The sequence below is a fragment of the Pseudomonas sp. RG1 genome (assembly GCF_025910115.1).
In the GTDB taxonomy this organism is placed as follows: Bacteria; Pseudomonadota; Gammaproteobacteria; order Pseudomonadales; family Pseudomonadaceae; genus Aquipseudomonas; species Aquipseudomonas atacamensis.
Genome location: NZ_JAPCIK010000006.1, coordinates 172,365 through 197,595 on the forward strand (window position 1 = coordinate 172,365; position 25,231 = coordinate 197,595).

A 25,231-nucleotide genomic window follows, 5' to 3' on the forward strand; every position below is an offset into this window, starting at 1 on the left:
TTCAGCGGTTTCAGGCCTTGGCGCGATCGAGCAGGTACTGGGTCAGCAGTGGAACCGGACGGCCGGTGGCGCCTTTGTCCTTGCCGCCGCTGGTCCATGCCGTGCCGGCGATGTCCAGGTGCGCCCAGTTGAGGTTCTTGGTGAAGCGCGACAGGAAGCAGGCGGCAGTGATGGTGCCGGCCTTCGGCCCGCCAATGTTGGCGATGTCGGCGAACGGGCTGTCCAGCTGTTCTTGATACTCATCGAACAGCGGCAGTTGCCAGGCGCGGTCGTCGGCAGCCTTGCCGGCGCTGAGCAGTTGGTCGATCAGCTCGTCGTTGTTGCCCAGCAGGCCGGACGTGTGTGCGCCCAGGGCCACCACGCAAGCGCCGGTCAGGGTGGCGATGTCGATCACCGCTTGTGGCTTGAAGCGCTCGGCGTAGGTCAGCGCATCGCACAGCACCAGACGGCCTTCGGCGTCGGTGTTGAGGATTTCCACGGTCTGGCCGCTCATGGTGGTGACGATATCGCCCGGGCGCGACGCGTTGCCGCTCGGCATGTTTTCGGCGCAGGCGAGGATGCACACCAGATTGATCGGCAGTTTCAGCTCAAGCACTGCACGCAAGGTCCCGAACACGGAGGCAGCGCCGCCCATGTCGTATTTCATCTCGTCCATGCCGGCGCCCGGCTTCAGGCTGATGCCGCCGGTGTCGAAGGTGATGCCCTTGCCGACCAGCGCGTATGGCTTCTCGGATTTCTTGCCGCCGTTGTATTGCATGACGATCAGGCGCGGCGGCTGGGCGCTGCCCTGGCCCACAGCGTAGAACGAGCCCATGCCGAGGGATTTGATCTTCTTCTCGTCGAGCACTTCGACTTTCAGATCCTTGAACTCTTTGCCCAGATTCTTGGCCTGTTCGCCCATGAACGTCGGGTGGCAGATGTTCGGTGGCAGGTTGCCCAGATCGCGGGTGAAGGCCATGCCGTTGGCGATGGCGGTGGCGTGGTTCACGGCACGCTGCACTTCGGCTTGCGCAGCCTTGATGGTCAGCAGGGTGATTTTCTTCAGGGCGCGCGGTTCGGCTTTCTGGCTCTTGAACTGGTCGAAGGTGTAGCCGCCGTCGACCAGGGTTTCTGCCAGCAGGCGAGTCTTGCCGTAGCTGTCGCGACCTTTGACGATGACTTCATCCAGCGCCAGCACGGCGTCACCGCCGCCCAGGCCTTTGAGGGTGTTGAGGATGCCGGCAACGATTTTGCGGAACGGACGGTCGCCCAGTTCTTCGTCCTTGCCCACACCGACCAGCAACACGCGCTCGGCTTTCAGGTTCGGCAGGCTGTGCAGCAGCAGGCTCTGACCGACCTTGCCGGCCAGGTCGCCACGCTTGAGCACGGCGCTGATCGCGCCACCGCTCGACTCGTCGACCAGTCTGGCGGCGACACCGAGTTTGCGGCCTTCGCCGACGGCAACCACCAGGGTGGCGGTTTTCAACGTTTCTGGGCTAACGCTTTTTACAACCAGTTCCATGTCCGGATCCCTGAATGAATGGTCAACACGCAGGCGCTCGACGTTGTCCGCAGTCGCCTGCTTATAGATAGAAGAGGCGCAGGCCAAAGCCTGCGACAAGGGCCGCAGTTTGAACCTCGCTCCCCGCGCCTGACAACCCTCAGCAAAGGATTACAGCGATGGATGAGTGTGCGCAGTGACAGGCGCACACAATCACAGGATAATGCCGCATCTTTTTTCGACCGCTCTGCATGGCGGGCCGGTCGATGTGTTTGCTTGTTTGGCCGCCTTAGCCTGACAACCCTGGAGTGTCTGGTTTGATCGTCTTCCGTTATCTGTCCCGCGAAGTCCTGTTGACCCTCAGCGCCGTAAGTGCCGTGCTGCTGGTCATCATCATGAGCGGTCGCTTCATCAAATACCTGGCGCAGGCTGCGGCCGGTCAGCTCGATCCGGGCTCGCTGTTCCTGATCATGGGCTTTCGTCTGCCGGGTTTCCTGCAACTGATTCTGCCGCTGGGCCTGTTCCTCGGGATCCTGCTGGCCTACGGTCGCCTGTACCTCGAAAGCGAAATGACCGTGCTCTCGGCCACTGGCATGAGCCAGCAGAAGCTGTTTCGCATGACCCTGTTTCCGGCAACGCTGGTGGCACTGGTGGTGGCGTGGCTGAGCCTCGGCCTGGCTCCGCAGGGCGCCAACCAGTTCCAGCTGCTGCTGAACAAGCAGGACGCGCTGACCGAGTTCGATACCCTCGAACCGGGACGCTTCCAGGCCTTGCGCGACGGCACCCGAGTGACTTACACCGAAACCCTGAGCGACGATCGCGTCAATCTCGGCAGCGTGTTCATCTCGCAGAAGAACCTCGGCGCCGATAAAAAGGACCGCGGGATTTCCGTGCTGGTGGCCGAGTCGGGCCGTCAGGAAATCCGCCCCGACGGCAATCGTTACCTGATTCTCGACAACGGCTATCGCTATGACGGCAGCCCGGGGCAAGCCGATTACCGCGCCATTCATTACGAAACCTACGGCGTGCTGCTGCCCAAGCCGGACGTCAGCGAAGAAGTCACCGATCGCGATGCAATGCCGACCTCGTCCCTGTGGGGCAGCGACGACATCCGTTCGAAAACAGAACTGCAATGGCGTATGTCGCTGCCGTTGCTGGTATTCATCGTGACCCTGATGGCGGTGCCGCTGTCGCGGGTGAATCCGCGCCAGGGGCGTTTCCTAAAGCTGCTGCCGGCGATTCTTCTTTATATGGCTTACCTGACCATCCTGATTGCCGCTCGCGGCGCCCTTGAAAAAGGCAAGATCCCGCCGGCCCTTGGCCTGTGGTGGGTGCACGCGATCTTCCTGGTGATCGGCCTCGGCCTGCTGTATTGGGAGCCGCTGCGCCTGAAGCTGGCCAGCCGTCGCAGCGCCGCGCTGGAGGTGGCCCGTGGTTAAACTCGACCGCTACATCGGCAGCAGCGTATTCATGGCGATCATCGCCGTGCTGGCGATCATCCTCGGCCTGGCGACGCTGTTTGCCTTCATCGATGAAATGGGCGACGTCAGCGACACCTACACCCTGGTCGACGTGCTCGGTTTTGTATTGCTGACCGCACCGCGCCGGCTGTATGAAATGTTGCCGATGGCCGCATTGATCGGGTGCCTGATCGGTCTCGGCAGTCTGGCCAGCAGCAGTGAGCTGACGGTCATGCGCGCTGCTGGCGTGTCGATCGGCCGTATCGTCTGGGCCGTCATGAAGCCGATGCTGGTGCTGATGCTCGCCGGCGTGCTGATCGGCGAATACGTTGCCCCGGCCACCGAAAGCATGGCCCAGGCCAATCGCTCGCTGGCCCAGGGCAGCGGCGACGCGCAAAGCGCCAAACACGGTATGTGGCACCGTCAGGGTGAAGAATTCATCCACATCAACGCGGTTCAGCCGAACGGTCTGTTGTACGGCGTGACGCGTTATCACTTCGACAAGGAGCGCCATCTGCTCAGCTCCAGCTTCGCCAAAAAGGCCGAGTTTGACGGCACCAAGTGGCAGCTCACCGACGTTGCCACCACGCTGTTCCACGAGCGCAGCACCGAGGTCGTCAATGCCCCGAGCGAGGAGTGGGACGTGGCGTTGAGCCCGCAACTGCTCAGCACCGTAGTCATGGCGCCGGAATCGCTGTCGATCAGCGGCCTGTGGGGCTACATCCACTATCTGGCCGAGCAGGGCCTGAGCAACGGCCGTTACTGGCTGGCATTTTGGGTCAAGGTGTTGCAGCCGCTGGTGACCGCCGCGCTGGTGCTGATGGCGATCTCGTTCATCTTTGGCCCGCTGCGTTCGGTGACCCTCGGTCAGCGTGTTTTCACCGGCGTGCTGGTGGGCTTCACCTTCCGCATCGTCCAGGATCTGCTGGGGCCATCGAGTCTGGTGTTCGGTTTCTCGCCGCTGTTCGCGGTGCTGGTGCCGGCCGGCGTGTGTGCGCTGGCGGGTGTCTGGCTGCTCAGGCGAGCGGGCTGATGAACAAGCTTTCATTGAGCGCTTGAACCCTGAAAACGCCTCGGTCGCCAGACCGGGGCGTTTTTGCATGCGATCCGGGTGACAGGCGAACGTGACGCTTGCGCCGTGTATCAGGTACAATTCCCGGCTATTTTTCGGCGGGCCAAGCCTGCAGCCTTTTTGAGTGTTGATCCGTGAGTGATTTGAGTCATATCCGCAATTTCTCCATCATCGCCCACATTGACCATGGCAAGTCGACGCTGGCTGACCGTTTCATCCAGATGTGCGGCGGCCTGGCCGAGCGTGAAATGGAAGCTCAGGTACTGGATTCCATGGATCTTGAGCGTGAGCGCGGGATCACCATCAAGGCCCACAGCGTTACCCTCTATTACAAAGCCAAAGACGGCATCACCTATCAGCTGAACTTCATTGACACCCCGGGCCACGTCGACTTCACCTACGAAGTCAGCCGTTCCCTGGCCGCGTGCGAAGGTGCCTTGCTGGTGGTCGATGCGGGCCAGGGCGTCGAAGCCCAGTCCGTGGCCAACTGCTACACCGCCATCGAGCAGGGCCTTGAGGTCATGCCGGTCCTGAACAAGATCGACCTGCCCCAGGCCGAGCCGGATCGCGTCAAGGACGAGATCGAGAAGATCATCGGCATCGACGCTACCGACGCCGTCACCTGCAGCGCCAAGACCGGCCTGGGTGTCGACGAAGTGCTCGAGCGTCTGGTGCACACCATTCCTGCACCCACCGGCAACATCGAAGATCCGCTGCAAGCGTTGATCATCGACTCCTGGTTCGACAACTACCTGGGCGTTGTTTCCCTGGTACGCGTGCGCCACGGCCGTGTGAAGAAGGGCGACAAGATTCTGGTCAAGTCCACCGGCAAGGTGCACCTGGTCGACAGCGTCGGCGTGTTCAACCCGAAACACACCGCCACCGTTGATCTGAAGGCCGGCGAAGTGGGCTTCATCATCGCCAGCATCAAGGACATTCACGGTGCGCCGGTCGGTGACACCCTGACCTTGAGCTCCACGCCGGACGTGCCGGTGCTGCCGGGCTTCAAACGCATCCAGCCACAGGTTTACGCCGGTCTGTTCCCGGTCAGTTCCGACGACTTCGAGGATTTCCGCGAAGCGCTGCAGAAGCTGACCCTGAACGACTCGTCGCTGCAGTACACCCCGGAAAGCTCCGACGCCCTGGGCTTCGGCTTCCGTTGCGGCTTCCTCGGCATGCTGCACATGGAAATCATCCAGGAGCGCCTCGAGCGCGAATACGACCTGGACCTGATCACCACTGCGCCGACGGTAATTTTCGAGCTGGTGCTGAAAACCGGTGAAACGATTTACGTCGACAACCCGTCGAAGCTTCCGGACGTGTCGGCGATCGAGGACATGCGCGAGCCAATCGTGCGCGCCAATATCCTCGTACCGCAGGAACACTTGGGTAACGTGATCACCCTGTGCATCGAGAAACGCGGTGTTCAGGTCGACATGCTGTTCCTCGGCAATCAGGTGCAAGTGACCTACGACCTGCCGATGAACGAAGTGGTCCTGGACTTCTTCGACCGTCTCAAATCCACCAGCCGCGGCTATGCTTCGCTGGACTACCATTTCGATCGTTATCAATCGGCTAATCTGGTGAAACTGGACGTGCTGATCAACGGCGACAAGGTCGATGCCCTGGCATTGATCGTGCACCGTGACAATTCGCACTTCAAAGGTCGCCAGTTGACCGAGAAGATGAAAGAACTGATTCCTCGTCAGATGTTCGACGTGGCGATTCAGGCCGCCATTGGTGGTCAGATCGTGGCGCGGACAACCGTCAAGGCGCTCAGAAAGAACGTATTGGCCAAATGCTACGGCGGTGACGTCAGTCGTAAGAAGAAACTGCTCGAGAAGCAGAAGGCCGGTAAGAAACGCATGAAACAGGTCGGCAACGTGGAAATTCCACAGGAAGCCTTCCTCGCCGTGCTCAGGTTGGAATAATCAGGTCCTATGTCGCTAAATTTCCCGCTGTTGCTGGTCATCGCCGTGTTCGTCTGCGGCCTGTTGGCGTTGCTTGATCTGCTGTTCCTGGCACCGCGTCGGCGTGCTGCCATTGCCTCTTATCAAGGCAGTGTCAGCCAGCCCGAGCCTGTGGTGGTCGAGAAGCTGAACAAAGAGCCGTTGCTGGTCGAATACGGCAAGTCGTTCTTTCCGGTGCTGTTCATCGTGCTGGTGCTGCGTTCGTTCCTGGTGGAGCCGTTCCAGATTCCGTCCGGCTCGATGAAACCGACCCTGGACGTCGGCGACTTCATTCTGGTGAACAAGTTTTCCTACGGCATCCGTCTGCCGGTGATCGACAAGAAGATCATCGAAGTCGGTGACCCGCAGCGCGGCGATGTGATGGTGTTCCGCTACCCGAGCGACCCGAACGTCAACTACATCAAGCGTGTGGTCGGCCTGCCCGGTGACACGGTGCGTTACACCGCCGACAAGCGTCTGTTCGTCAACGGCGAATCGATTGCCGAGAAGATGGTCGGCGCCGAGGCGGGTTCGCTGGGCAGCGCGGAGCTCTATCAGGAAAAACTCGGCGCAGCCGAGCACCTGATCCGCAAGGAAATGAGCCGTTACCGCGCCACCCCGGACCGTTCGTGGACAGTGCCTGCCGGGCACTACTTCATGATGGGCGACAACCGCGACAATTCGAATGACAGCCGCTACTGGGATGATCCGAACATTCCCAAGGATCTGCTGGGCATGGTTCCCGACAAGAATATTGTCGGCAAGGCCTTCGCGGTCTGGATGAGCTGGCCAGAGCCGAAACTCAGCCACCTGCCGAATTTCTCGCGGGTTGGCCTGATCAAGTAATCAAACACGGCGCTGTTGACCACAGCGCCGAATGCATTTCTGGAGCCGGCACAATCGGCTTCGCAATCGCCAGGATTTATTTTTTGAACACAGCGTTAATTGTCCCAGGCCTGCGCCGTACCCCGGCGATGGCAGTGGAAACCAGCCACGAACTCAGCGTGGGTAAACCGTGAGCGTTTCTCTAAGCCGTCTCGAGCGCCAGCTCGGTTACACCTTCAAGGATCAGGAGCTGATGCTGCTGGCCCTCACGCACCGCAGTTTTGCCGGGCGCAACAACGAGCGTCTGGAGTTCCTCGGTGATGCCATCCTCAACTTCGTCGCTGGCGAGGCGCTGTTCGATCGCTTCCCGCTGGCCCGCGAAGGCCAGTTGTCGCGTTTGCGAGCACGGCTGGTAAAAGGTGAGACCCTGGCCGTACTGGCTCGCGGTTTCGACCTCGGCGATTATCTGCGCCTGGGTTCGGGTGAACTGAAGAGCGGTGGTTTCCGCCGTGAATCGATTCTGGCCGATGCCCTCGAAGCTCTGATCGGTGCGATCTACCTCGATGCCGGCATGGACGTCGCCCGCGAGCGCGTGCTGGCCTGGCTGGCCGGCGAATTCGAAGGCCTGACGCTGGTCGACACCAACAAGGATCCGAAAACCCGCTTGCAGGAACACCTGCAATCGCGCGGTTGCGAACTGCCACGCTACGAAGTGGTGGATATCCAGGGCGAACCGCACTGCCGAACCTTCTTCGTCGAATGCGAAGTGGTCTTACTGAATGAAAAAAGCCGAGGTCAGGGTGTGAGCCGTCGTATTGCCGAACAGGTAGCGGCCGCCGCAGCACTGATTGCCCTAGGCGTGGAGAATGGCAATGACTGATACAAACGCAACTCGCTGTGGCTACGTTGCCATCGTCGGCCGTCCCAACGTCGGCAAGTCGACGCTGCTCAACCACATCCTCGGGCAGAAGCTCGCGATCACCTCGCGCAAACCGCAGACCACCCGCCACAACATGCTCGGCATCAAGACCGAGGGCGACGTACAGGCGATCTACGTCGACACACCGGGCATGCACAAGGGTGGCGAAAAGGCCCTGAACCGCTACATGAACAAAACCGCTTCGGCGGCGCTGAAAGACGTCGATGTGGTGATCTTCGTCGTCGACCGCACCAAGTGGACCGACGAAGACCAGATGGTTCTGGAGCGTGTGCAATACGTGACCGGCCCGCTGATCGTCGCGCTGAACAAGACTGATCGCATCGAAGACAAAGCCGAGCTGATGCCGCACCTGAGCTGGTTGCAGGAACAGCTGCCAAACGCGCAGATCATCCCGATTTCCGCGCAGCACGGGCACAACCTCGAAGCGCTGGAAAAGGTCATCGCCGATCACTTGCCGGAGAATGATCACTTCTTCCCGGAAGACCAGATCACCGACCGCAGCAGCCGTTTCCTTGCCGCCGAACTGGTGCGCGAGAAAATCATGCGCCAGATGGGCGCCGAGCTGCCGTACCAGATCACGGTTGAAATCGAAGAATTCAAGCAGCAGGGCAAGACCTTGCACATCCACGCGCTGATTCTCGTCGAGCGTGACGGCCAGAAGAAAATCATCATTGGCGACAAGGGCGAGCGCATCAAGCGCATCGGCACCGAAGCGCGCAAGGACATGGAGCTGCTGTTCGACTCCAAGATCATGCTCAACCTGTGGGTCAAGGTGAAGGGCGGCTGGTCCGATGACGAGCGCGCGCTGCGTTCGCTGGGTTATGGCGACCTGTAAGTAGCGATCTCGAAAACACCGCTACTCACTGTGGGAGCGAGCCTGCTCGCGAAGAGGATGTAACATTCAGCATTGATGTTGACTGTCACTCCGCTTTCGCGAGCAGGCTCGCTCCCACAGTGGTTTTGGGTTGTATGTAAAACCGCGTTTCTTCATCGAGAACTCAATGTCGCAAAACCCGCCTCCCGCCCAACCCGCCTACGTCCTGCATTCGCGCGCCTATCGCGAAACCAGCGCACTGGTCGATTTCCTCACGCCGCAAGGTCGGCTGCGGGCGGTGTTGCGCAGTGCGCGAGGCAAGGCCGGGACGCTGGCGCGGCCGTTCGTGGCGCTGGAGGTCGAGTTCCGTGGCAAGGGTGAGTTGAAGAATGTCGGGCGCATGGAGAGTTCTGGCACCTCTGCGTGGCTCAACGGCGAGGCGCTGTTCAGCGGTCTGTATCTCAACGAACTGTTGATTCGCCTGCTGCCCGCCGAAGACCCGCATCCCGCCGTATTCGACCACTATGCCGCGACCCTCTTGGCGCTGGCCGAAGGTCGACCGCTGGAGCCATTGTTGCGCTCCTTCGAATGGCGATTGCTGGATGATCTCGGCTACGGCTTCTCCATGAACACCGATATGCACGGTGAGCCTGTGGCACCTGACGGTCTCTATCGCCTGCAAGTCGATGCCGGTCTCGAAAGGGTGTATCTGCTGCAACCCGGCTTGTTCAACGGCACTGAACTGCTGGCCATGGCCGAAGCCGACTGGTCGGCGCCTGGTGCGCTGTCGGCGGCCAAGCGTCTGATGCGCCAGGCCCTGGCGGTGCATTTGGGCGGGCGTCCGCTTGTCAGTCGCGAGCTGTTTCGCAAGCCCTGATATGCTGTGCGCCGAACCTCTCAATTCAGGAGCGCATCCGTGACCAGCAGCAATCGCATTCTTCTCGGCGTGAACATCGACCACGTCGCCACCCTGCGTCAGGCCCGTGGCACGCGCTACCCGGATCCGGTGAAAGCGGCGCTGGATGCAGAAGAGGCGGGCGCTGATGGCATCACCGTGCACCTGCGCGAAGATCGCCGTCACATCCAGGAACGTGACGTGCTGCTGCTCAAGGATGTGCTGCAAACCCGCATGAACTTCGAAATGGGCGTCACCGAAGAAATGATGGCGTTCGCCGAGCGTATTCGCCCGGCGCACATCTGCCTGGTCCCGGAAACCCGTCAGGAGCTGACCACCGAAGGCGGCCTGGATGTAGCGGGGCAGGAGGAGCGCATCAGGGCTGCGGTCGAGCGCTTGTCGAAGATCGGCAGCGAAGTGTCGCTGTTTATCGATGCTGACGAGCGGCAGATTGCGGCTTCCAAGCGCGTCGGTGCGCCGGCTATCGAGCTGCACACCGGTCGTTACGCCGATGCCGAAACCCCGACTGAAGTGGCCGAGGAATTGAAGCGTGTGGCGGATGGCGTTGCGTTTGGTCTGGCCCAAGGCTTGATCGTTAACGCCGGTCACGGCTTGCATTACCACAACGTTGAAGCCGTGGCTGCGATCAAAGGCATCAACGAGCTGAACATCGGCCACGCGCTGGTGGCGCATGCGTTGTTCGTTGGCTTCAAGTCTGCCGTATCGGAAATGAAAGCGCTGATTCTGGCGGCTGCCAAATCCTGAGCAGCTACACAAAACCCCTGTGGGAGCGAGCCTGCTCGCGAAAACGATGTATCAGTCAAAGATTATGTCGACTGACACGACGCTTTCGCGAGCAGGCTCGCTCCCACAGTTGGATTTGAGGTGTGGGTTAAAGCGGGGCAGGTTCTTGCGCCGGTTTCGACTTGTCGATCGCCGGCACATGCAGGTTGCCCTCGGCCACCTGATCGCCTTCAAGCTGCGGCTGGGTCACCCAGGTCAGGATGTCGTAGTAGCGACGAATGTTCGCCACAAAATGCACCGGTTCGCCACCGCGGGCGTAACCGTATCGGGTCTTGCTGTACCACTGTTTCTGCGACAGACGCGGCAGGATCTTTTTCACGTCCAGCCACTTGTCCGGGTTCAAGCCTTCCTTCGCCGCCAGTTTGCGCGCGTCATCCAGATGGCCGCTGCCGACGTTGTACGCCGCCAGGGCGAACCAGGTGCGATCCGGTTCCTGGATCGAGTCGTCCAACTGATCCTTCATATAAGCCAGGTACTTGGCGCCGCCCATGATGCTCTGCTTGGGGTCGAGGCGGTTCGATACGCCCATCGCCTGCGCGGTGTTCTGGGTCAGCATCATCAAGCCGCGTACGCCGGTTTTCGAGGTCACCGTCGGCTGCCACAGGGATTCCTGATAACCGATGGCGGCCAGCAGGCGCCAGTCGACTTTCTCTTTCTTCGCGTAATTCTTGAAGTGCTGTTCGTATTTCGGCAGACGCTGCTGCAAGTGCTGGGCGAAGGTGGTGGCGCCCATGTAGCCAAGCACATCGACGTGGCCGTAATAGCGATCTTTCAGGCGTTGCAGGGTGCCGTTCTTCTGCACCTTGTCCAGATAGGCGTTGATTTCATTGAGCAGGCTGTTGTCTTCGCCCGGGCCCACCGCCCAGCTCTGACTGCGCGCGTCGCCGAGGTCGAAGGCCACGCGGATGTTGGTGAAGTACACCTGATTCATCGCCACTTCGTTGGAGTCGACCAGGGTCAGGTCGATCTGGCCTTCATCAACCATGCGCAGCAGATCGACCACTTCAACCGCGTCGGATTCTTCGTATTCGATGCCGGGATATTTCTGTTTCAGCGCGGCCAGTTGCTCGGCGTGGGTGCTGCCCTTGAGCACGGTGATCTTCTTGCCGACCAGATCCGCCGGATCGGTGGGGCGCGACTGGCCGTTGCGGTAGATGATCTGCGGGGTGACTTCGAGGTAGGAGTGGGAGAACCGCACCTGCTTCTTGCGCTCGTCGCTGCTCACCAGACCGGCGGCCGCGAGTACCGGGCCGTTCGGCTTGCCGACCTGGTTGAACAGGTCATCGAGATTGTCGGCCGTCTCGATCTTCAACTCGACGCCCAAATCGTCGGCGAAGCGCTTCACCAGCTCGTATTCGAAGCCGGTTTCACCGCTGCGATCCTGAAAGTAGGTGGCGGGGCTGTTGCGGGTAACCACGCGCAGCACACCGTCCTCCTTTACGCGCTCGAGTGTGTTGGGTTTATCAACACAGCCACCGAGTATCAGGAAGAGTCCGGTTGCGATCAGCCATTTGGCGTATCGCGGACGCAAAGCCGTTGGGAAAAACATCTGCGCAGTATACGCAAACGGCCACGGGCGCCATATCTCGACAGCGTAGGACTAGTCTGCTAGCGATCACAAAATCGAACGAAATCCCTTGAATACGGGCCTTCAGGGCATTTTGTTACAGTAAAAATAAGCCATGCTGAAACGCTCGATTTACCTGACCCCGAAGGCAGAAACACAGATTGCTACCCGAGTGCAACCGTGCGTAGCGTTTCGGGTGATGTTGAGGTCGGTTTAGGCTAGAATGCACGGCCTCAAAGCACACCCCTTCCCGAGGCTGTCCCGAAGATGTTGATCCTGCGCGGCGCTCCTGCCCTTTCTGCCTTTCGCCACAGCAAACTCCTTGAGCAACTGAGCCAGAAGGTTCCAGCTGTCAGTGGCCTGTATGCTGAATTCGCTCACTTCGCCGAAGTCACCGGCGTCCTGACCGGCGACGAACAGCAGGTGCTAGCGCGCCTTCTGAAGTACGGCCCAAGTGTTCCGGTTCAAGAGCCTACCGGCCGTCTGTTTCTGGTGTTGCCGCGTTTCGGCACCATCTCGCCGTGGTCGAGCAAGGCCAGCGACATCGCCCGCAACTGCGGCCTGAGCAAGATCCAGCGCCTGGAACGCGGTATCGCCTTCTATGTTGCAGGGCAGTTCAGCGAAGCCGAAGCCCAACTGATCTCGGACGCGCTGCATGACCGCATGACCCAGATCGTGCTGGCCAACCTCGAGCAGGCCGCCGGTCTGTTCAGCCACGCCGAGCCGAAGCCGCTGACCGCCATCGACATCCTCGGTGGCGGCCGCGCCGCGCTGGAAAAGGCCAACACCGAGCTGGGCCTGGCCCTGGCCGAAGACGAGATCGACTATCTGGTCAACGCCTTCAACGGTCTCAAGCGCAACCCGCACGACATCGAATTGATGATGTTCGCCCAGGCCAACTCCGAGCACTGCCGCCACAAGATCTTCAACGCCAGTTGGGACATTGACGGCCAGAGCCAGGAAAAAAGCCTGTTCGGCATGATCAAGAACACCTATCAGATGCACAGCGAAGGCGTGCTGTCCGCTTACAAGGACAACGCTTCGGTGATCGTCGGCAACGTCGCCGGCCGCTTCTTCCCGAACCCTGAAACCCGCCAGTACGGCGCGGTGCAGGAGCCGGTGCACATTCTGATGAAGGTTGAAACCCACAACCACCCGACCGCGATTGCCCCGTTCCCGGGCGCATCGACCGGTTCCGGTGGCGAGATCCGTGACGAAGGTGCAACCGGTCGCGGCGCCAAGCCAAAGGCTGGCCTGACCGGTTTCACCGTATCGAACCTGCAGATCCCGGGCTTCGAGCAGCCTTGGGAAGTGCCGTACGGCAAGCCTGAGCGCATCGTCACCGCGCTGGACATCATGATCGAAGGCCCGCTCGGCGGCGCTGCGTTCAACAACGAATTCGGTCGTCCGGCGCTGACCGGCTACTTCCGTACCTTCGAACAGTCGATCACCACTCCGCACGGTGACGAAGTGCGCGGTTATCACAAGCCGATCATGCTCGCTGGCGGCATGGGCAACATCCGTGAAGAACACGTCAAAAAAGGCGAGATCGTCGTCGGCTCCAAGCTGATCGTGCTCGGCGGCCCGGCGATGTTGATCGGTCTCGGTGGCGGCGCGGCTTCGTCGATGGCCACCGGCACCAGCTCGGCGGATCTGGATTTTGCTTCCGTGCAGCGTGAAAACCCTGAAATGGAGCGTCGTTGCCAGGAAGTCATCGACCGTTGCTGGCAGCTGGGTGACAAGAACCCGATCAGCTTCATCCACGACGTCGGCGCGGGCGGTCTGTCCAACGCCTTCCCGGAACTGGTCAACGACGGCGACCGTGGTGGCCGTTTCGAACTGCGCAACATCCCGAATGACGAGCCGGGCATGGCCCCGCACGAAATCTGGTCGAACGAATCCCAGGAACGTTACGTGCTGGCAGTCGGCCCGGAAGACTTCGAGCGCTTCCAGGCGATCTGCGAACGCGAGCGTTGCCCGTTTGCCGTCGTTGGTGAAGCCACTGCCGAACCGCAACTGACCGTGACCGACAGCCACTTCGGCAACAACCCGGTGGACATGCCGCTGGAAGTGTTGCTGGGCAAGGCGCCGCGCATGCACCGTTCGGTGGTTCGCGAAGCCGAGCTGGGCGATGACTTCGATCCGTCGAACCTCGACATCAGCGAGTCCATCGAACGCGTTCTGCATCACCCGGCCGTGGCCAGCAAAAGCTTCCTGATCACCATCGGCGACCGCACCATCACTGGCCTCGTTGCCCGTGACCAGATGGTCGGCCCGTGGCAAGTGCCGGTGGCCGACGTTGCCGTCACCGCCACCAGTTTCGACGTCTACACCGGTGAAGCGATGGCGATGGGCGAGCGTACTCCGCTGGCTCTGCTGGACGCGCCCGCATCGGGCCGCATGGCTATCGGCGAAACCATCACCAACATTGCCGCCTCGCGGATCAACAAGCTCTCCGACATCAAACTGTCGGCGAACTGGATGTCGGCGGCCGGTCACCCGGGCGAAGACGCGCGTTTGTATGACACCGTGAAAGCGGTCGGCATGGAGCTGTGCCCTGAGCTGGGCATCACCATTCCGGTGGGCAAGGACTCGATGTCCATGGCCACGCGCTGGAACGACAACGGCGAAGACAAGACCGTCACCTCGCCGATGTCGCTGATCGTTACCGGTTTCGCGCCAGTGGCTGACATCCGTCAGACCCTGACTCCGGAACTGCGCATGGACAAGGGCACCACCGACCTGATCCTGATCGACCTCGGTCGCGGGCAGAACCGCATGGGTGCATCGATCCTCGCGCAAGTCCACGGCAAGCTCGGCAAGCATGCGCCGGACGTCGATGACGCCGAAGACCTTAAAGCCTTCTTCGCGGTGATCCAGGGCCTCAACGCCGACGGTCACCTGCTGGCTTACCACGACCGTTCCGACGGTGGTCTGCTGACCTCCGTGGTGGAAATGGCCTTCGCCGGCCACTGCGGTCTGAGCCTGAACCTGGACAGCGTTGCCGAATCCGCTTCGGAAATCGCCGCGATCCTGTTCAACGAAGAGCTCGGCGCAGTGATCCAGGTTCGTCAGGACGCCACCCCGGACATCCTCGCGCAATTCAGCGCCGCCGGCCTGGGCGACTGCGTGTCGGTGATCGGTCAGCCGATCAACAATGGCCAGATCAACATCACCTTCAACGGTGACACCGTGTTCGAAGGCCAGCGTCGTCTGCTGCAACGTCAGTGGGCCGAGACCAGCTACCAGATCCAGCGTCTGCGCGACAACGCCGACTGCGCCGAGCAGGAATTCGACGCGCTGCTGGAAGAAGACAACCCGGGCCTGAGCGTCAAGCTCAGCTACGACGTCAATCAGGACATCGCCGCGCCTTACATCAAGAAAGGCATCCGCCCACAGGTTGCCGTGCTGCGTGAGCAGGGCGTCAACGGTCAGGTGGAAATGGCCGCCGCGTTCGACCGCGCCGGTTTCAGCGCGATCGACGTGCACATGAGCGACATCCTCGCCGGTCGTGTCGACCTCAACGAGTTCAAAGGCCTGGTGGCCTGCGGCGGTTTCTCCTACGGCGACGTGCTCGGCGCCGGTGAAGGCTGGGCCAAATCGGCGCTGTTCAACAGCCGCGCCCGCGATGCGTTCCAGGGCTTCTTCGAACGTAACGACAGCTTCACGCTGGGCGTGTGCAACGGTTGCCAGATGATGTCCAACCTGCACGAGCTGATTCCTGGCAGCGAGTTCTGGCCGCACTTCGTGCGCAACCGCTCCGAGCAGTTCGAAGCGCGGGTGGCGATGGTGCAGATCCAGGAATCGAACTCGATCTTCCTGCAGGGCATGGCCGGTTCGCGCATGCCGATCGCTATCGCCCACGGTGAAGGACACGCCGAATTCGCCAGCGAAGAAGCACTGCTGGAAGCCGATCTGTCCGGTTGCGTGGCGATGCGTTTTGTCGACAACCACGGCAAGGTCACCGAAGCCTATCCGGCCAACCCGAACGGCTCGCCGCGCGGGATCACCGGCCTCACCAGCCGTGACGGCCGTGTGACGATCATGATGCCGCACCCGGAGCGTGTGTTCCGTGCGGTGCAGAACTCGTGGCGTTCGGAAGATTGGAACGAAGACGCGCCGTGGATGCGTATGTTCCGTAACGCTCGCGTGTGGGTTAACTGATCGTCGTGTACAAGTTGGCGTTTTTTGTTCCTGACAGTCATGTCGAGGTGGTCAAAGGGGCTGTGTTCGCTGCCGGTGGTGGGCGGATCGGTGACTATGACCACTGTGCGTGGCAGGTGCTTGGCCTGGGCCAGTTTCGACCGTTGGACGGCAGTCAGCCGTTTATCGGTCAGGCGGGGCAGGTCGAGCGGGTTGAGGAATGGAAGGTTGAGCTTGTCGTTGCGGATGAGTTGATTGTGGCTGTTGTGGCGGCGTTGAAGCTCAGTCATCCGTATGAGACGCCGGCTTATGAGGTGTGGCGGCTGGAGGATTTCTGATCTTCTTGGCTGCTTGAACGGGAAACCCGCAGATGAGTGATTGTCTGCGGGTTTTTTGTTGCCGCTGATTTTTGTCCGGGCGCATTTTCACTGTGGGAGCGAGCCTGCTCGCGAAGTCGGCCTTACAGGCGAGCATGCTGGCTGATTCAGTGAATATCCGTTTCTTCGGGTGTTGCGGCTGGCGGTTTCGCCCTTACGGCGACTCACTTTTTTTACAAACGCCTAAAAAAAGTAAGCAAAAAAACGCTTGCTCCTACGTTCGGCCCTCGCAGGCTCGGGTTCCTTCGCTGCGGGACTGATCCGGGCGCAGCGGCTACGGTTTGCTTCGCTGCACCTCCTTCCGCTGTGTCTGGCTGCGCCAGACGGTCGCTGCGCTCCCACGCCCGGATCAATCCCTCCACTCAGCCTTCCGACGTCGCCGGTGGATCAAGATCAAGAGCACTCGAGCTTGTGCTCATTGTTGAGTGGGGCGGCTTCGCCGCGGGCAGCTGCGATGCTTTGCTTTTGCTTTTGTGGGAGCGAGCTTGCTCGCGAAGGCGGCCTGTCAGCCGACCCGTTTCTCACTGAATGATCCGATCACAACTGTAGGAGTGAGCCTGCTCGCGATGAGGCCCATCCATGCTCTCGAGAACTTGAGATTGTTTAAATCCGGTACCCGATGACCTGAACCTTCCCACAAGGTTTTCAGGTTGTCCGTCGGACGTGCGATCTCTAGTCTTTTCCCGTCGCTGCGAATCAGCGATCGGGAGTGAGATCCCCGGATAGCTTGCAACTGGCGCCAGCACCACGATAATTGGCGCCAGCTCAATCTGCTGCCTGCTTTATGGCGGCTGTGTGCGGGCAGACTTCGGTCTGGCCGGTTGCCTGCTCCGGTGGATCTCACCTCGCACATAGCTGCCACCTATTCGCCGCGTGAGATCCGGCGATCGATGGCTGCCCATCAGCATCAGCAGGAGAAGCATTGTGGATAAAATCGTTCCCGATCCACCATACGAACCCACCCCCCTCGAACAAACCATCCGCGCCGACGACCTCGCGAAAAACCGCGAAGCGATCAAGCGCGCTCTGGATTTTTACCTGTGCCCACAGCCGAGCAAGGCGCGCCCGCCCGGCACCATGTTCCTCATCCAGCCCGACGTCGACACCGAAACCCTGCTGGCCCACGCCTGTGAGTCACTCGCTTCAGCCAACACCCTGGCCAGTGATTTCGCCGATCAGTTGGGGCGACCGCAGCGCAATACGGCGCTGGCGATTCAGCAGATCATCATGCTCGCTGAGCTGGCGGTGAACCGTGCGCTGGATCGGGTTGATCCGTAGGCGTAAAAAACCACCGGGCCGTCGAGCCCGGTGGTTTTCCACGACGTGCAATCGCGTGGATGTCACGTCACCTGTGTCAGCTTGACGTCCGTTACAAGCATGTCGACCAAGGTTCGCAGGTATTTGAAGCTCTGATCTTTTTTCTCCCAGCGATCAATGAAGAACAGACCTTTGTCGTTGATCTGAATCGGCGTCTCAACGATCTCGCCGGACCTGGATCTATGCACCACACTGGCTTTGCGGGTATCTGCATTTTCGATCAGGAATTGGCCCTGTCGAGTCAGTCTGCTGCGACTGACAGAGGGAGGCGCAGCAGGTTTTTTCGTGCCGGGGACGGCCACCTCCATCACAAAGTCGCTGCTCAAGGCCCTCACGTTGGCCTCGTGCTGGCCGCTGACAAATTCCCATGTGCCGCGATGAATATCCCTGGCCAGCTCAGGGGCGGTGTCGCGCACGTGCAGGCTGACGGCTGAAAGTGTATCGGCCAGACCTGGCACGCCGAGGTTGTAATTGGTGTGCGCACTGCCGATGAGGGCCACCCATTTATGCGGGCCGTTGGCCAGTTGATCAGCCTCGATCACTTGGGTTGCAAAATAGCTGAACATCTCGTTTCGCGAGACTGCTTTGTCATGCAGGCCCTTGAGGTGGTAGGACGCTGTGCAATCGATCGCTCTGATGCGGATATTGTATTTGGCTGCTGCCTGGTAGAGCTTCGTGTAGGTATCGCTCCCACCGTAAGCCATCATGTGCCCTCGGTCCTGACGATGCAGGTACGCCTTCAGCCTGTCCGGCATACGTTGGGTTCGCAAAAAGATGTCGAGATCGGCCTGGTGCAGATCGGTGAACAGGTGCTCGACATACAACGTGTCATAGCCTGCTTTCTTGAGCGCTTTCATGTGCTTTTTCAGCAGCGCTTTGCTCGCTACATCGGCATGGGCTTCGCCGATCAGCAGATTCAAGCGTCCGTCGGCCAGCTGCCGCAGAAAAGCCTCGAATGTGCAGTCGGAGGTGAGCACCGGCAGGATCGGCGCATCGGGAGGGACGTAGTCGGTGAAAGCGTCTCTGGCGGTTTTTTCCAGGAGCTTGCGCTGAGCGATGAAAGCCTCGTAGGCCGTTCTTTCACTGGAGATCGTCGGGGTGTAATTCGAGTCCATGGAGTAGGGCTTATGCAACATTTCAGCAATATCGTCACGCAGCGGCAAAGCCACATCGAAATCGCTGAAGTGATCAACGGCGCTAGCTGCGGCGGGCGGCCTGGAGACGGGTAGAGGTGCCTTGTAGGTGCTCGGCATCTGTACCAGGAAATCACCCTGCGCAGTCGCATCGCCGGCGATGGCGCCGGGTGTATCCCTGCTTATGCGTGCCGGTTGGTACAGGTCGATGTCTTCAACACGTATGGCTACGGCCTCGTGCAGGTCGGCCAGGCCCGGCGTGTTGTCGAACGTGGTCATGCGCGACTGTTCGGTCAGGGCAATCCAGCGCTCTTCGCCGACGTCGGCCACATCGCTGGCAAGCGCCTTGTGCGAATAGAAGTTTCTGATGGAGTTGTTTCGCGGAGTCAGCGGCGAGACTTCGGACATCACCATGATTCCTTCGAGCTTATAGCTGGCCGAGCCGTCTAGCGCATGGATGCTCATGCCTTTTTCCCGGGCCCTGCGCACCAGCGCCAGGTAAGAAAAAGCTGCGTCCGGCGCATACCCCATGGCTTTGTCGAGCGCCTTCAGGTGTTTGTTGATATGAAACCAGGAGCCGTTCCTGTTGAGCTTTTCCAGTTTGAGATGAAACACGTCACCCGGCAGGTATTCGAGAAAGAGATGCTTGTAGCCGTTCGCCACGAGGACGTCGAGATGCTCGATCAATAACTGTTTGCTGGCGATCGAACCAGGTTGTGCACCGATCACCAGGTTTTTTGCGGCGAATGCATCGCTGCCGATCAACTGTGCGAATGAGGTATTGGCGGCAACCGCCGGCACTTCGGCACGGGCGGGCAGCGGTGCGAGCCGGGCAAAATGGCGCGTGGCATCTTTGGTGAGTTTTTCGACCTGTTCCAGATAGGCTGTGCGTACATCGCTCAACTGATCGACCACCCGGGCCATGATGGTCTGCCGCGGGATACCCATGTCGCTCAGTTGCAGCAATGCCTCGCGCGATTGCGGCACCAGCAACGTTTCGACGCGCTCGCGGTAGTCGATCGCGACTCCATAATCTTTGTGCGGACCGGGTGTATCGGGCACAGCTTCGTATTTCGGTGCACCGCCGGACAGGCCGCTGCGCACCATCACCCCGTCGGAATTGCGTACGGTCAGAATGCCGGTCGAAAGCAGTCCGGAGCCATTCGGATCCGGGCGGTAGAGCAAATAACGGCCCAGCGCGTCCGGGTTGTTACTGGCGTAATACGACTGTCCTCTGAAAGCGACCGCTTGCATATCATCCCAGACGGGTTCAGTGGCCATTTGATCGACCAATGCCAGAGCACTCTGTTGCTCATCGCCGGCAGTGGCGACAGCCTGACGCAACGGGCGCCGGACGGGCTTGAGTGACCGTAGCGCCGGACGCAGATCCGTCAGCACCGCGCCGGCACTGTTGAACAGATAACCGAGCAAGTGCCGGAACGCTTCGTTGTTGTTGCCCTGACGATAGGCATGCAGGGCGAGCATCGCGTCCTTGAAGGCCAGCAACAGGCCGGTGCTCAGGCTCAACAGCGGGAAGGGCGCGGTGGCGATGGCCGCGACCCACTCAACGCTCGTCCAGATCAGGCCAGCGATCATTTCGCTACGACTGGTGGTGGTCGCGTGGACGTTGTCGATCCGCCGTTGCAGCTTCATGTCATAGAGCGCGGTCAGCAGGTCGCTGACGGCGTCAGCCGGTCGCATCGAGTCGTAGCGGGCGGGGCTGGGGGTGGTTTTGTTGAGGTCTTTGGGCAGCTTCTTGCGGATGTTGTCCAGGTGCGTGCGGACCCGGGTCTGGGCGCTGATACCCACGCGCGAGGTGAAGTACTCGACCATGCCCGATTGCAGCAGCAGATAATTGAACAGGCGCGCTTCACGAAAACGCACGCCGTCCGGCGCGTCCGGCGTATACAGCAGAACCGGATTACTGCCATGGCTGAACAGCCAGGTATCGATCACCCATTCGCCGTCGATCATCAACCGGTGGATCGGGTACTTCGTCCGCGTCTGCCCCGACGTTTGATCCATGCTGGTGATGCTTTGCTGGAGCCATTGAAGGTCGCTGCTGGCGATATGTCCTTGCAGCTGGCATTCCAGCGCGGCGCTTTGCATCTGGCGCTGAGTGATCGCCAGCGTCGCGTTGCGGCGGAACGCGTAGCCTTCGCTCTGGGAATTCTGCAGCTCCTTTTTGACTTTTTCGGTATAGCGTTGGCCGATCCACACCCCTGTGACCGAGCGCGCGACATTCTGCGCGGTCAGGCTGCTGATATCGATGCCTTGCGGACCTCTGAAGCGCGCCGAGCGTGAGAATTTCTGCTCGAGAAAACCCACGCCGTCGGCATAGCCGTCGCGATACAGCCGGGTATAGGTCAACGGCTTTGGTGTCCATGAGGGCACGATCGATTTTGGCGAGTAGGCCCAGACGGTGTCAGGATCGACGTCATTGGCCGCACGTTTGAGCAAGCGGTTCAGGCTGAGCTTCGCTTGCTCGTGCACGTAGGCGTCAAATGTCTGGAAACGCCCGCCCGACAGCGGATGTTGATTGAATGCGAGCAGTGCGCCCTCGGCGTCGTCGCTCAGCGTCGTCAGTTGTCGGCGATTGGCCGCAGTGGTCGAGCGATACCACACCGGTGTACTGAAATCATAATCATCGATGCGTGTGGCAAGCACGTGTTCAGCCATCGCTTTGAGGCAATCGAGATGGTTGCCGAGGTGATCGAAAGTCACCTTCTGGTGCTCCGCTGCTTCCGGTTTGAAGCTCAGCCCCGACAAGACTTTGCGCAGAGCAGGACGAAAGCGCATCGGTGCGCGGCTGACCAGGTAACCAGCCATGGTTTGGGCTGCGTCACTCTGCTTGGCCCACGACAACACATGGGCCTGACACTCGCGCTCACTGTCAAAGGCCTCGAACTGGCGATCGCGTGGGGCCTGTGGCGTGCATAGCAGAACGCGTTTGAGCGCACCGGACTGATCGTTCTGACGCAGCACCCAAAGGTCTTGGAGTTGCGCACCGTGCAAACACAGCGTGGCGGCGCGTAACTGTGAATCGCTGCCGCTGCGCAGGCGCTGGATCATTTGCAGGTCGCTGTCGAGCAGGTGCCCTTGCAGCGCTGCGGTATGGGCGAGCGCGACGATGCGCTGATCGAGCATCTGCTCAATGGCAGGTTTGATTGCGGAGCTTGCCTGCATCTGCGTTTGCAAACGTGCGAAGTCGACGCGCGGTTCCAGCTCCAGTGCCTGCTTGATCACCCAGGCGGGCGTCACGTCCGCGTACTCGTCGGATAACGGCAGGTCGTTGTAAGTCAGCCTGGTGTGGCTGAGAAACTCCGAGCCTGGCAAGTCATCGCCGGTGTGCGGGCCGCGCAGGGTCAGCTCGAGCAGGTTGCGCTTGTGCACATATACGCCGTATCCCGGTACCCGCCGGTCGGTGGTGATTTGCAGGTTGTCCGGTTGCAGATCGTCGATTTGCAGATCATCACTCAAACGCTCCAGCCATTGCTGGCGGGCCACGGCCATCAGACTGACCGCCGGGCCCATCAGGTCAAGCAGGTTTTGCCGGGCGTGATTGTAGTTGCCCAGGTGCAACGCCAGTTCGGCCCGCTTGGCGGCGTCGGCGCTGCGGTACCAGTCCGGGGCGCTGTTGCGCAGGTGCCGTTCGAACAGAGTTTGTGCCTGAAGGGCCAGACGCGGAGTGAGATCCGGCAGCGCAGCGCCGATGGCGCGCTCCAGCTCGGCGATCAAGCGAGCGGGATCCTGCTGCGGGTTAGCGGCGAAACTCAGTGCATATTCGATATCCAGGGTGCGTTTTTCGATCAAGGCATCGTAGATGTGTTCGAACAGCGGTTGGCTGTCGATGGGCGCCAACTGCAATGGCCAGATTCCTGCTGTACCGACATCGTGGTAGCGGCTGGGCAGCAGCTGCATCAATTCGCCACGGCTGATGCTGTGCTTCATGGTCTCGAGCAGATGGGCGTCGAGATCAGCCAGGGAATTGAACAGCTCCAGGCCCCTGGCGGGCGTGAACAACACGACGAAACCCGCGCTCTGGTCGGTCAGCAGATCGCTGACTTTCGGGGTGTCGTTTTGCGTAACGACAAAGGCCCCGGCAAGCTCGACAGTGGTTTGCTGATAAGTGAACTGCAACGCATACATGGCCGGACGCAACAGCGGGCCCAGCGCCAGTTTCTTCATCAGTTCACCAGCCTGCGGGTGCAACAGGCGATCCTTGACGGCTTGTTGCGCCTCGTACTCGAGCGCGGTGAAACCGGCGTCGTATTTAAGGAAGGTTTTTGCCGGTTTGCCGTCGATCTGGTCACGCAGATCCATGTTGATCAGTTGCGTGCTGAGGCGCACCTTCAGCGTGGCGATCAGTTGCTTGCCTGCCTCGCTTTGCAGGTCGCTGGTTGCCAGCGCCTGATAGAGCGTGCGGCTACGTTGCAGGTAGTTGTCGCGATAGGTTTTCAGCTGCTCTTCGAGGCGTTTGAGATGAGCCTGCTCGGTGCTCGGTTTGTGCTCGGGCAGCAGCGGGGTTTCGGTGTTGAAGAGCAGACGGCCGATCTGGTTGAGATCGTTTTTGATCTCGTCGGGTGTGGGTGCGTTGGGGGTGCTCATGGGCACGATTTCCATGCTGGGGATGAAGGGCCAGCATGGCGAGCGGGGCGTGGAGGAGGGTGGTATTCATGTATCGTGCGCGGGCCGGATTTTCCCCGCCCGCCCCAGCCCTCCCGCCACCGGCGCAGATCAAACCTGCGCGCTGACCTCCCCGCGACTCAGCAATGTCTCGATAGCCGCGCTCAAACTCGCGGCCTTGTCCCCCACCAGCAAATGCCAGACGCCGCCGTCCAACTGGCTGACACCCAAGCAGCCGAGCGCTTTGAGCTGCGCATCGGACAATGCCTTGGCATCGGCCAGTTGCAGGCGAATGCGGGTCATGGCGATGCAATCGAGTTGCAGCACATTGTCGCGACCGCCCAGTGCATCCAGCCATTGCTGTGCCTCGTTGCGGGTAAGCGCAACGCTCTTCGGCTCATCGGCAACCACTGCGGTTTCCACCAACGCTGTTCGGCCCAGCGCAGGCATGGCCAAGCGAATCTCATCGGCAATGCTGTCAGCAAGCGGCCCGACCACGACCTGCAAACTGCCGCCCTTGCCCGGGCGCACCACGGCCATCGCGCCCAACGCTTTCAGCTCAGCGTCCGAAGCCTTGTTGCGGTCGACCATCTCCAGGCGCAGTCGCGTCGTGCACGCGCCGACGGTGAGCAGATTCTCTGCGCCGCCCAAGGCTTTGATATACGCACTGGCGCGTTCGGTTTCCGAGAGCACGGCTTTTTCGGCGCTGGCGACGTCTTCGCGCCCCGGCGTCTTCAGATTGAAGCGGCGGATACAGAAGTCGAAGACCAGGTAATAGATGACCGCATAAGCCAGCCCGACCGGCACCACCAGCCAGCCATTGGTCGACTTGCCCCAGCCGAGAATCATGTCGATGAAACCACCGGAAAAGGTGAAGCCCAGATGAATGTTCAAGCCGTTGGTGATCGCCATCGACAGCCCGGTCAGCAGCGCGTGCAGGAGGAACAGCAGCGGCGCGAGAAACATGAAGGCAAATTCGATTGGCTCGGTGACGCCAGTGAGAAACGAGGTCAGCGCCATCGACAGGAAGATCCCGCCCATCACCTTGCGCCGCTCCGGCAGGGCGTTGCGGTACATCGCCAGGCAGGCGGCGGGCAGGCCGAAGATCATCATCGGGAACATGCCGGTCATGAACTGGCCGCCCTTCGGATCGCCGGCAAAATACCGCGACAGATCGCCGGTCACCAAGGCGCCCGTGGTCGGGTCGGTGAAGTTGCCGAAGACGAACCACGCCATGTTGTTGAGGATGTGGTGCAGGCCGGTGACGATCAGCAGGCGGTTGAACACGCCGAACACGAAGGCGCCGATGCTGCCGCTTTCCATCATCAGCGCGCCGAACGCGTTGATGCCCTGCTGGATCGGCGGCCAGATATAGCCGAACAGCACGCCCAGACCCACCGCCGCGAACCCGGTGACGATCGGCACAAAACGCCGGCCACCGAAGAACGCCAGATACTCCGGCAGCTTGATGTCCTTGAACCGGTTGTACAGCGCGCCGGCCATCAGGCCGCTGACGATCCCGGCGAGCATGCCCATGTTGATCGTCGAGTCGAGCACCTTGAGCGTGGAGATCATCACCAGATAACCGATCACCCCGGCCAGGCCGGCGGTGCCGTTGTTGTCCTTGGCAAAACCGACGGCGATGCCGATGGCAAAGATCATCGCCAGGTTGGCGAAGATCACTTGTCCGGCATCGTGAATGATCGCGATGTTCAACAGGTCCGTGTCGCCCAGGCGCAGCAGCAGGCCGGCAATCGGCAGGATCGCGATCGGCAGCATCAGCGCGCGGCCCAGGCGTTGCAGGCCTTCGATGAAGAGTTGGTACATGG

Annotated in this window: 15 protein-coding genes; 11 read left to right on the forward strand and 4 right to left on the reverse strand. The window is 60.6% G+C overall.

Going from position 1 to position 25,231, the window contains the following annotated elements; genetic code table 11:
- Nucleotides 1-10 precede the first annotated feature (10 nt).
- Nucleotides 11-1,501, reverse strand: a complete 1,491-nt coding sequence (locus tag OK411_RS05875; protein WP_039759172.1) for a leucyl aminopeptidase — start codon at nucleotides 1,499-1,501, stop codon at nucleotides 11-13.
- 296 nt (nucleotides 1,502-1,797) lie between these two features.
- Here OK411_RS05875 and lptF point away from each other — a divergent pair, with 296 nt between their 5' ends.
- The 8 genes from lptF (at nucleotide 1,798) to pdxJ (ending at nucleotide 10,200) form a co-directional block, all read left to right on the forward strand.
- Nucleotides 1,798-2,919, forward strand: coding sequence for an LPS export ABC transporter permease LptF (gene lptF / locus OK411_RS05880; protein WP_016771566.1), 1,122 nt, complete (start codon nucleotides 1,798-1,800; stop codon nucleotides 2,917-2,919).
- Nucleotides 2,912-3,973, forward strand: a complete 1,062-nt coding sequence (gene lptG / locus OK411_RS05885) for an LPS export ABC transporter permease LptG (protein ID WP_073473630.1) — start codon at nucleotides 2,912-2,914, stop codon at nucleotides 3,971-3,973. The genes lptF and lptG overlap by 8 nt, the downstream gene beginning before the upstream one ends.
- 173 nt (nucleotides 3,974-4,146) lie before the next feature.
- Nucleotides 4,147-5,943, forward strand: a complete 1,797-nt coding sequence (gene lepA, locus OK411_RS05890) for a translation elongation factor 4 (RefSeq protein ID WP_016771564.1) — start codon at nucleotides 4,147-4,149, stop codon at nucleotides 5,941-5,943.
- Between the two features lie 9 nt (nucleotides 5,944-5,952).
- Entirely contained in the window at nucleotides 5,953-6,807 is an 855-nt protein-coding gene (lepB, locus tag OK411_RS05895) for a signal peptidase I (RefSeq protein ID WP_016771563.1), read from the forward strand.
- A 169-nt stretch (nucleotides 6,808-6,976) separates the two neighbouring features.
- Entirely contained in the window at nucleotides 6,977-7,666 is a 690-nt protein-coding gene (gene rnc, locus OK411_RS05900; RefSeq protein WP_024011703.1) for a ribonuclease III, read from the forward strand.
- The gene (gene era / locus OK411_RS05905; protein WP_016771562.1) at nucleotides 7,659-8,561 is read left to right on the forward strand and encodes a GTPase Era; all 903 of its coding nucleotides are present in this window, start codon (nucleotides 7,659-7,661) and stop codon (nucleotides 8,559-8,561) included. The genes rnc and era overlap by 8 nt, the downstream gene beginning before the upstream one ends.
- A gap of 166 nt (nucleotides 8,562-8,727) precedes the next feature.
- Nucleotides 8,728-9,417 (forward strand): DNA repair protein RecO, encoded by a 690-nt coding sequence (gene recO, locus OK411_RS05910; protein ID WP_016771561.1) that lies wholly within the window; start codon nucleotides 8,728-8,730, stop codon nucleotides 9,415-9,417.
- A gap of 39 nt (nucleotides 9,418-9,456) precedes the next feature.
- On the forward strand, nucleotides 9,457-10,200 hold the full coding sequence (gene pdxJ / locus OK411_RS05915) for a pyridoxine 5'-phosphate synthase (protein ID WP_076566005.1): 744 nt from the start codon (nucleotides 9,457-9,459) through the stop codon (nucleotides 10,198-10,200).
- A 127-nt stretch (nucleotides 10,201-10,327) separates the two neighbouring features.
- On the opposite strand, the gene mltF is transcribed toward pdxJ, so the two are convergent.
- The gene (mltF, locus tag OK411_RS05920) at nucleotides 10,328-11,788 is read right to left on the reverse strand and encodes a membrane-bound lytic murein transglycosylase MltF (RefSeq protein WP_264364565.1); all 1,461 of its coding nucleotides are present in this window, start codon (nucleotides 11,786-11,788) and stop codon (nucleotides 10,328-10,330) included.
- A 285-nt stretch (nucleotides 11,789-12,073) separates the two neighbouring features.
- On the opposite strand from mltF, the gene purL reads away from it, so the two are divergent.
- The 3 genes from purL to OK411_RS05935 all read left to right on the forward strand — a co-directional run bounded on the left by purL (nucleotide 12,074) and on the right by OK411_RS05935 (nucleotide 17,604).
- Nucleotides 12,074-15,970: a phosphoribosylformylglycinamidine synthase gene (purL, locus tag OK411_RS05925; RefSeq protein WP_024011705.1), complete on the forward strand. Its 3,897-nt coding sequence runs from the start codon at nucleotides 12,074-12,076 to the stop codon at nucleotides 15,968-15,970.
- Nucleotides 15,971-15,975: 5 nt separating this feature from the next.
- Nucleotides 15,976-16,287: a YqfO family protein gene (locus OK411_RS05930; RefSeq protein ID WP_016771558.1), complete on the forward strand. Its 312-nt coding sequence runs from the start codon at nucleotides 15,976-15,978 to the stop codon at nucleotides 16,285-16,287.
- A gap of 963 nt (nucleotides 16,288-17,250) precedes the next feature.
- On the forward strand, nucleotides 17,251-17,604 hold the full coding sequence (locus OK411_RS05935) for a DUF6124 family protein (protein WP_136491999.1): 354 nt from the start codon (nucleotides 17,251-17,253) through the stop codon (nucleotides 17,602-17,604).
- A gap of 62 nt (nucleotides 17,605-17,666) precedes the next feature.
- Here OK411_RS05935 and OK411_RS05940 read toward each other — a convergent pair whose 3' ends face one another.
- Together OK411_RS05940 and nagE are read right to left on the reverse strand one after the other, a co-directional pair.
- Complete coding sequence (locus OK411_RS05940) at nucleotides 17,667-23,384, reverse strand: membrane-targeted effector domain-containing toxin (RefSeq protein ID WP_264364566.1); 5,718 nt, start codon at nucleotides 23,382-23,384, stop codon at nucleotides 17,667-17,669.
- A 129-nt stretch (nucleotides 23,385-23,513) separates the two neighbouring features.
- Entirely contained in the window at nucleotides 23,514-25,229 is a 1,716-nt protein-coding gene (gene nagE / locus OK411_RS05945; protein WP_264364567.1) for an N-acetylglucosamine-specific PTS transporter subunit IIBC, read from the reverse strand.
- Between the last annotated feature and the right edge of the window lie 2 nt (nucleotides 25,230-25,231).

Excerpts from the sequence above, each read along its gene's own strand:
- OK411_RS05875 (WP_039759172.1), bottom strand. The coding sequence starts at position 1,501 with ATGGAACTGGTTGTAAAAAGCGTTAGCCCAGAAACGTTGAAAACCGCC.
- lepB (WP_016771563.1), top strand. The coding sequence starts at position 5,953 with ATGTCGCTAAATTTCCCGCTGTTGCTGGTCATCGCCGTGTTCGTCTGC.
- era (WP_016771562.1), top strand. The coding sequence starts at position 7,659 with ATGACTGATACAAACGCAACTCGCTGTGGCTACGTTGCCATCGTCGGC.
- recO (WP_016771561.1), top strand. The coding sequence starts at position 8,728 with ATGTCGCAAAACCCGCCTCCCGCCCAACCCGCCTACGTCCTGCATTCG.
- mltF (WP_264364565.1), bottom strand. The coding sequence starts at position 11,788 with ATGTTTTTCCCAACGGCTTTGCGTCCGCGATACGCCAAATGGCTGATC.
- purL (WP_024011705.1), top strand. The coding sequence starts at position 12,074 with ATGTTGATCCTGCGCGGCGCTCCTGCCCTTTCTGCCTTTCGCCACAGC.
- OK411_RS05940 (WP_264364566.1), bottom strand. The coding sequence starts at position 23,384 with ATGAGCACCCCCAACGCACCCACACCCGACGAGATCAAAAACGATCTC.
- nagE (WP_264364567.1), bottom strand. The coding sequence starts at position 25,229 with ATGTACCAACTCTTCATCGAAGGCCTGCAACGCCTGGGCCGCGCGCTG.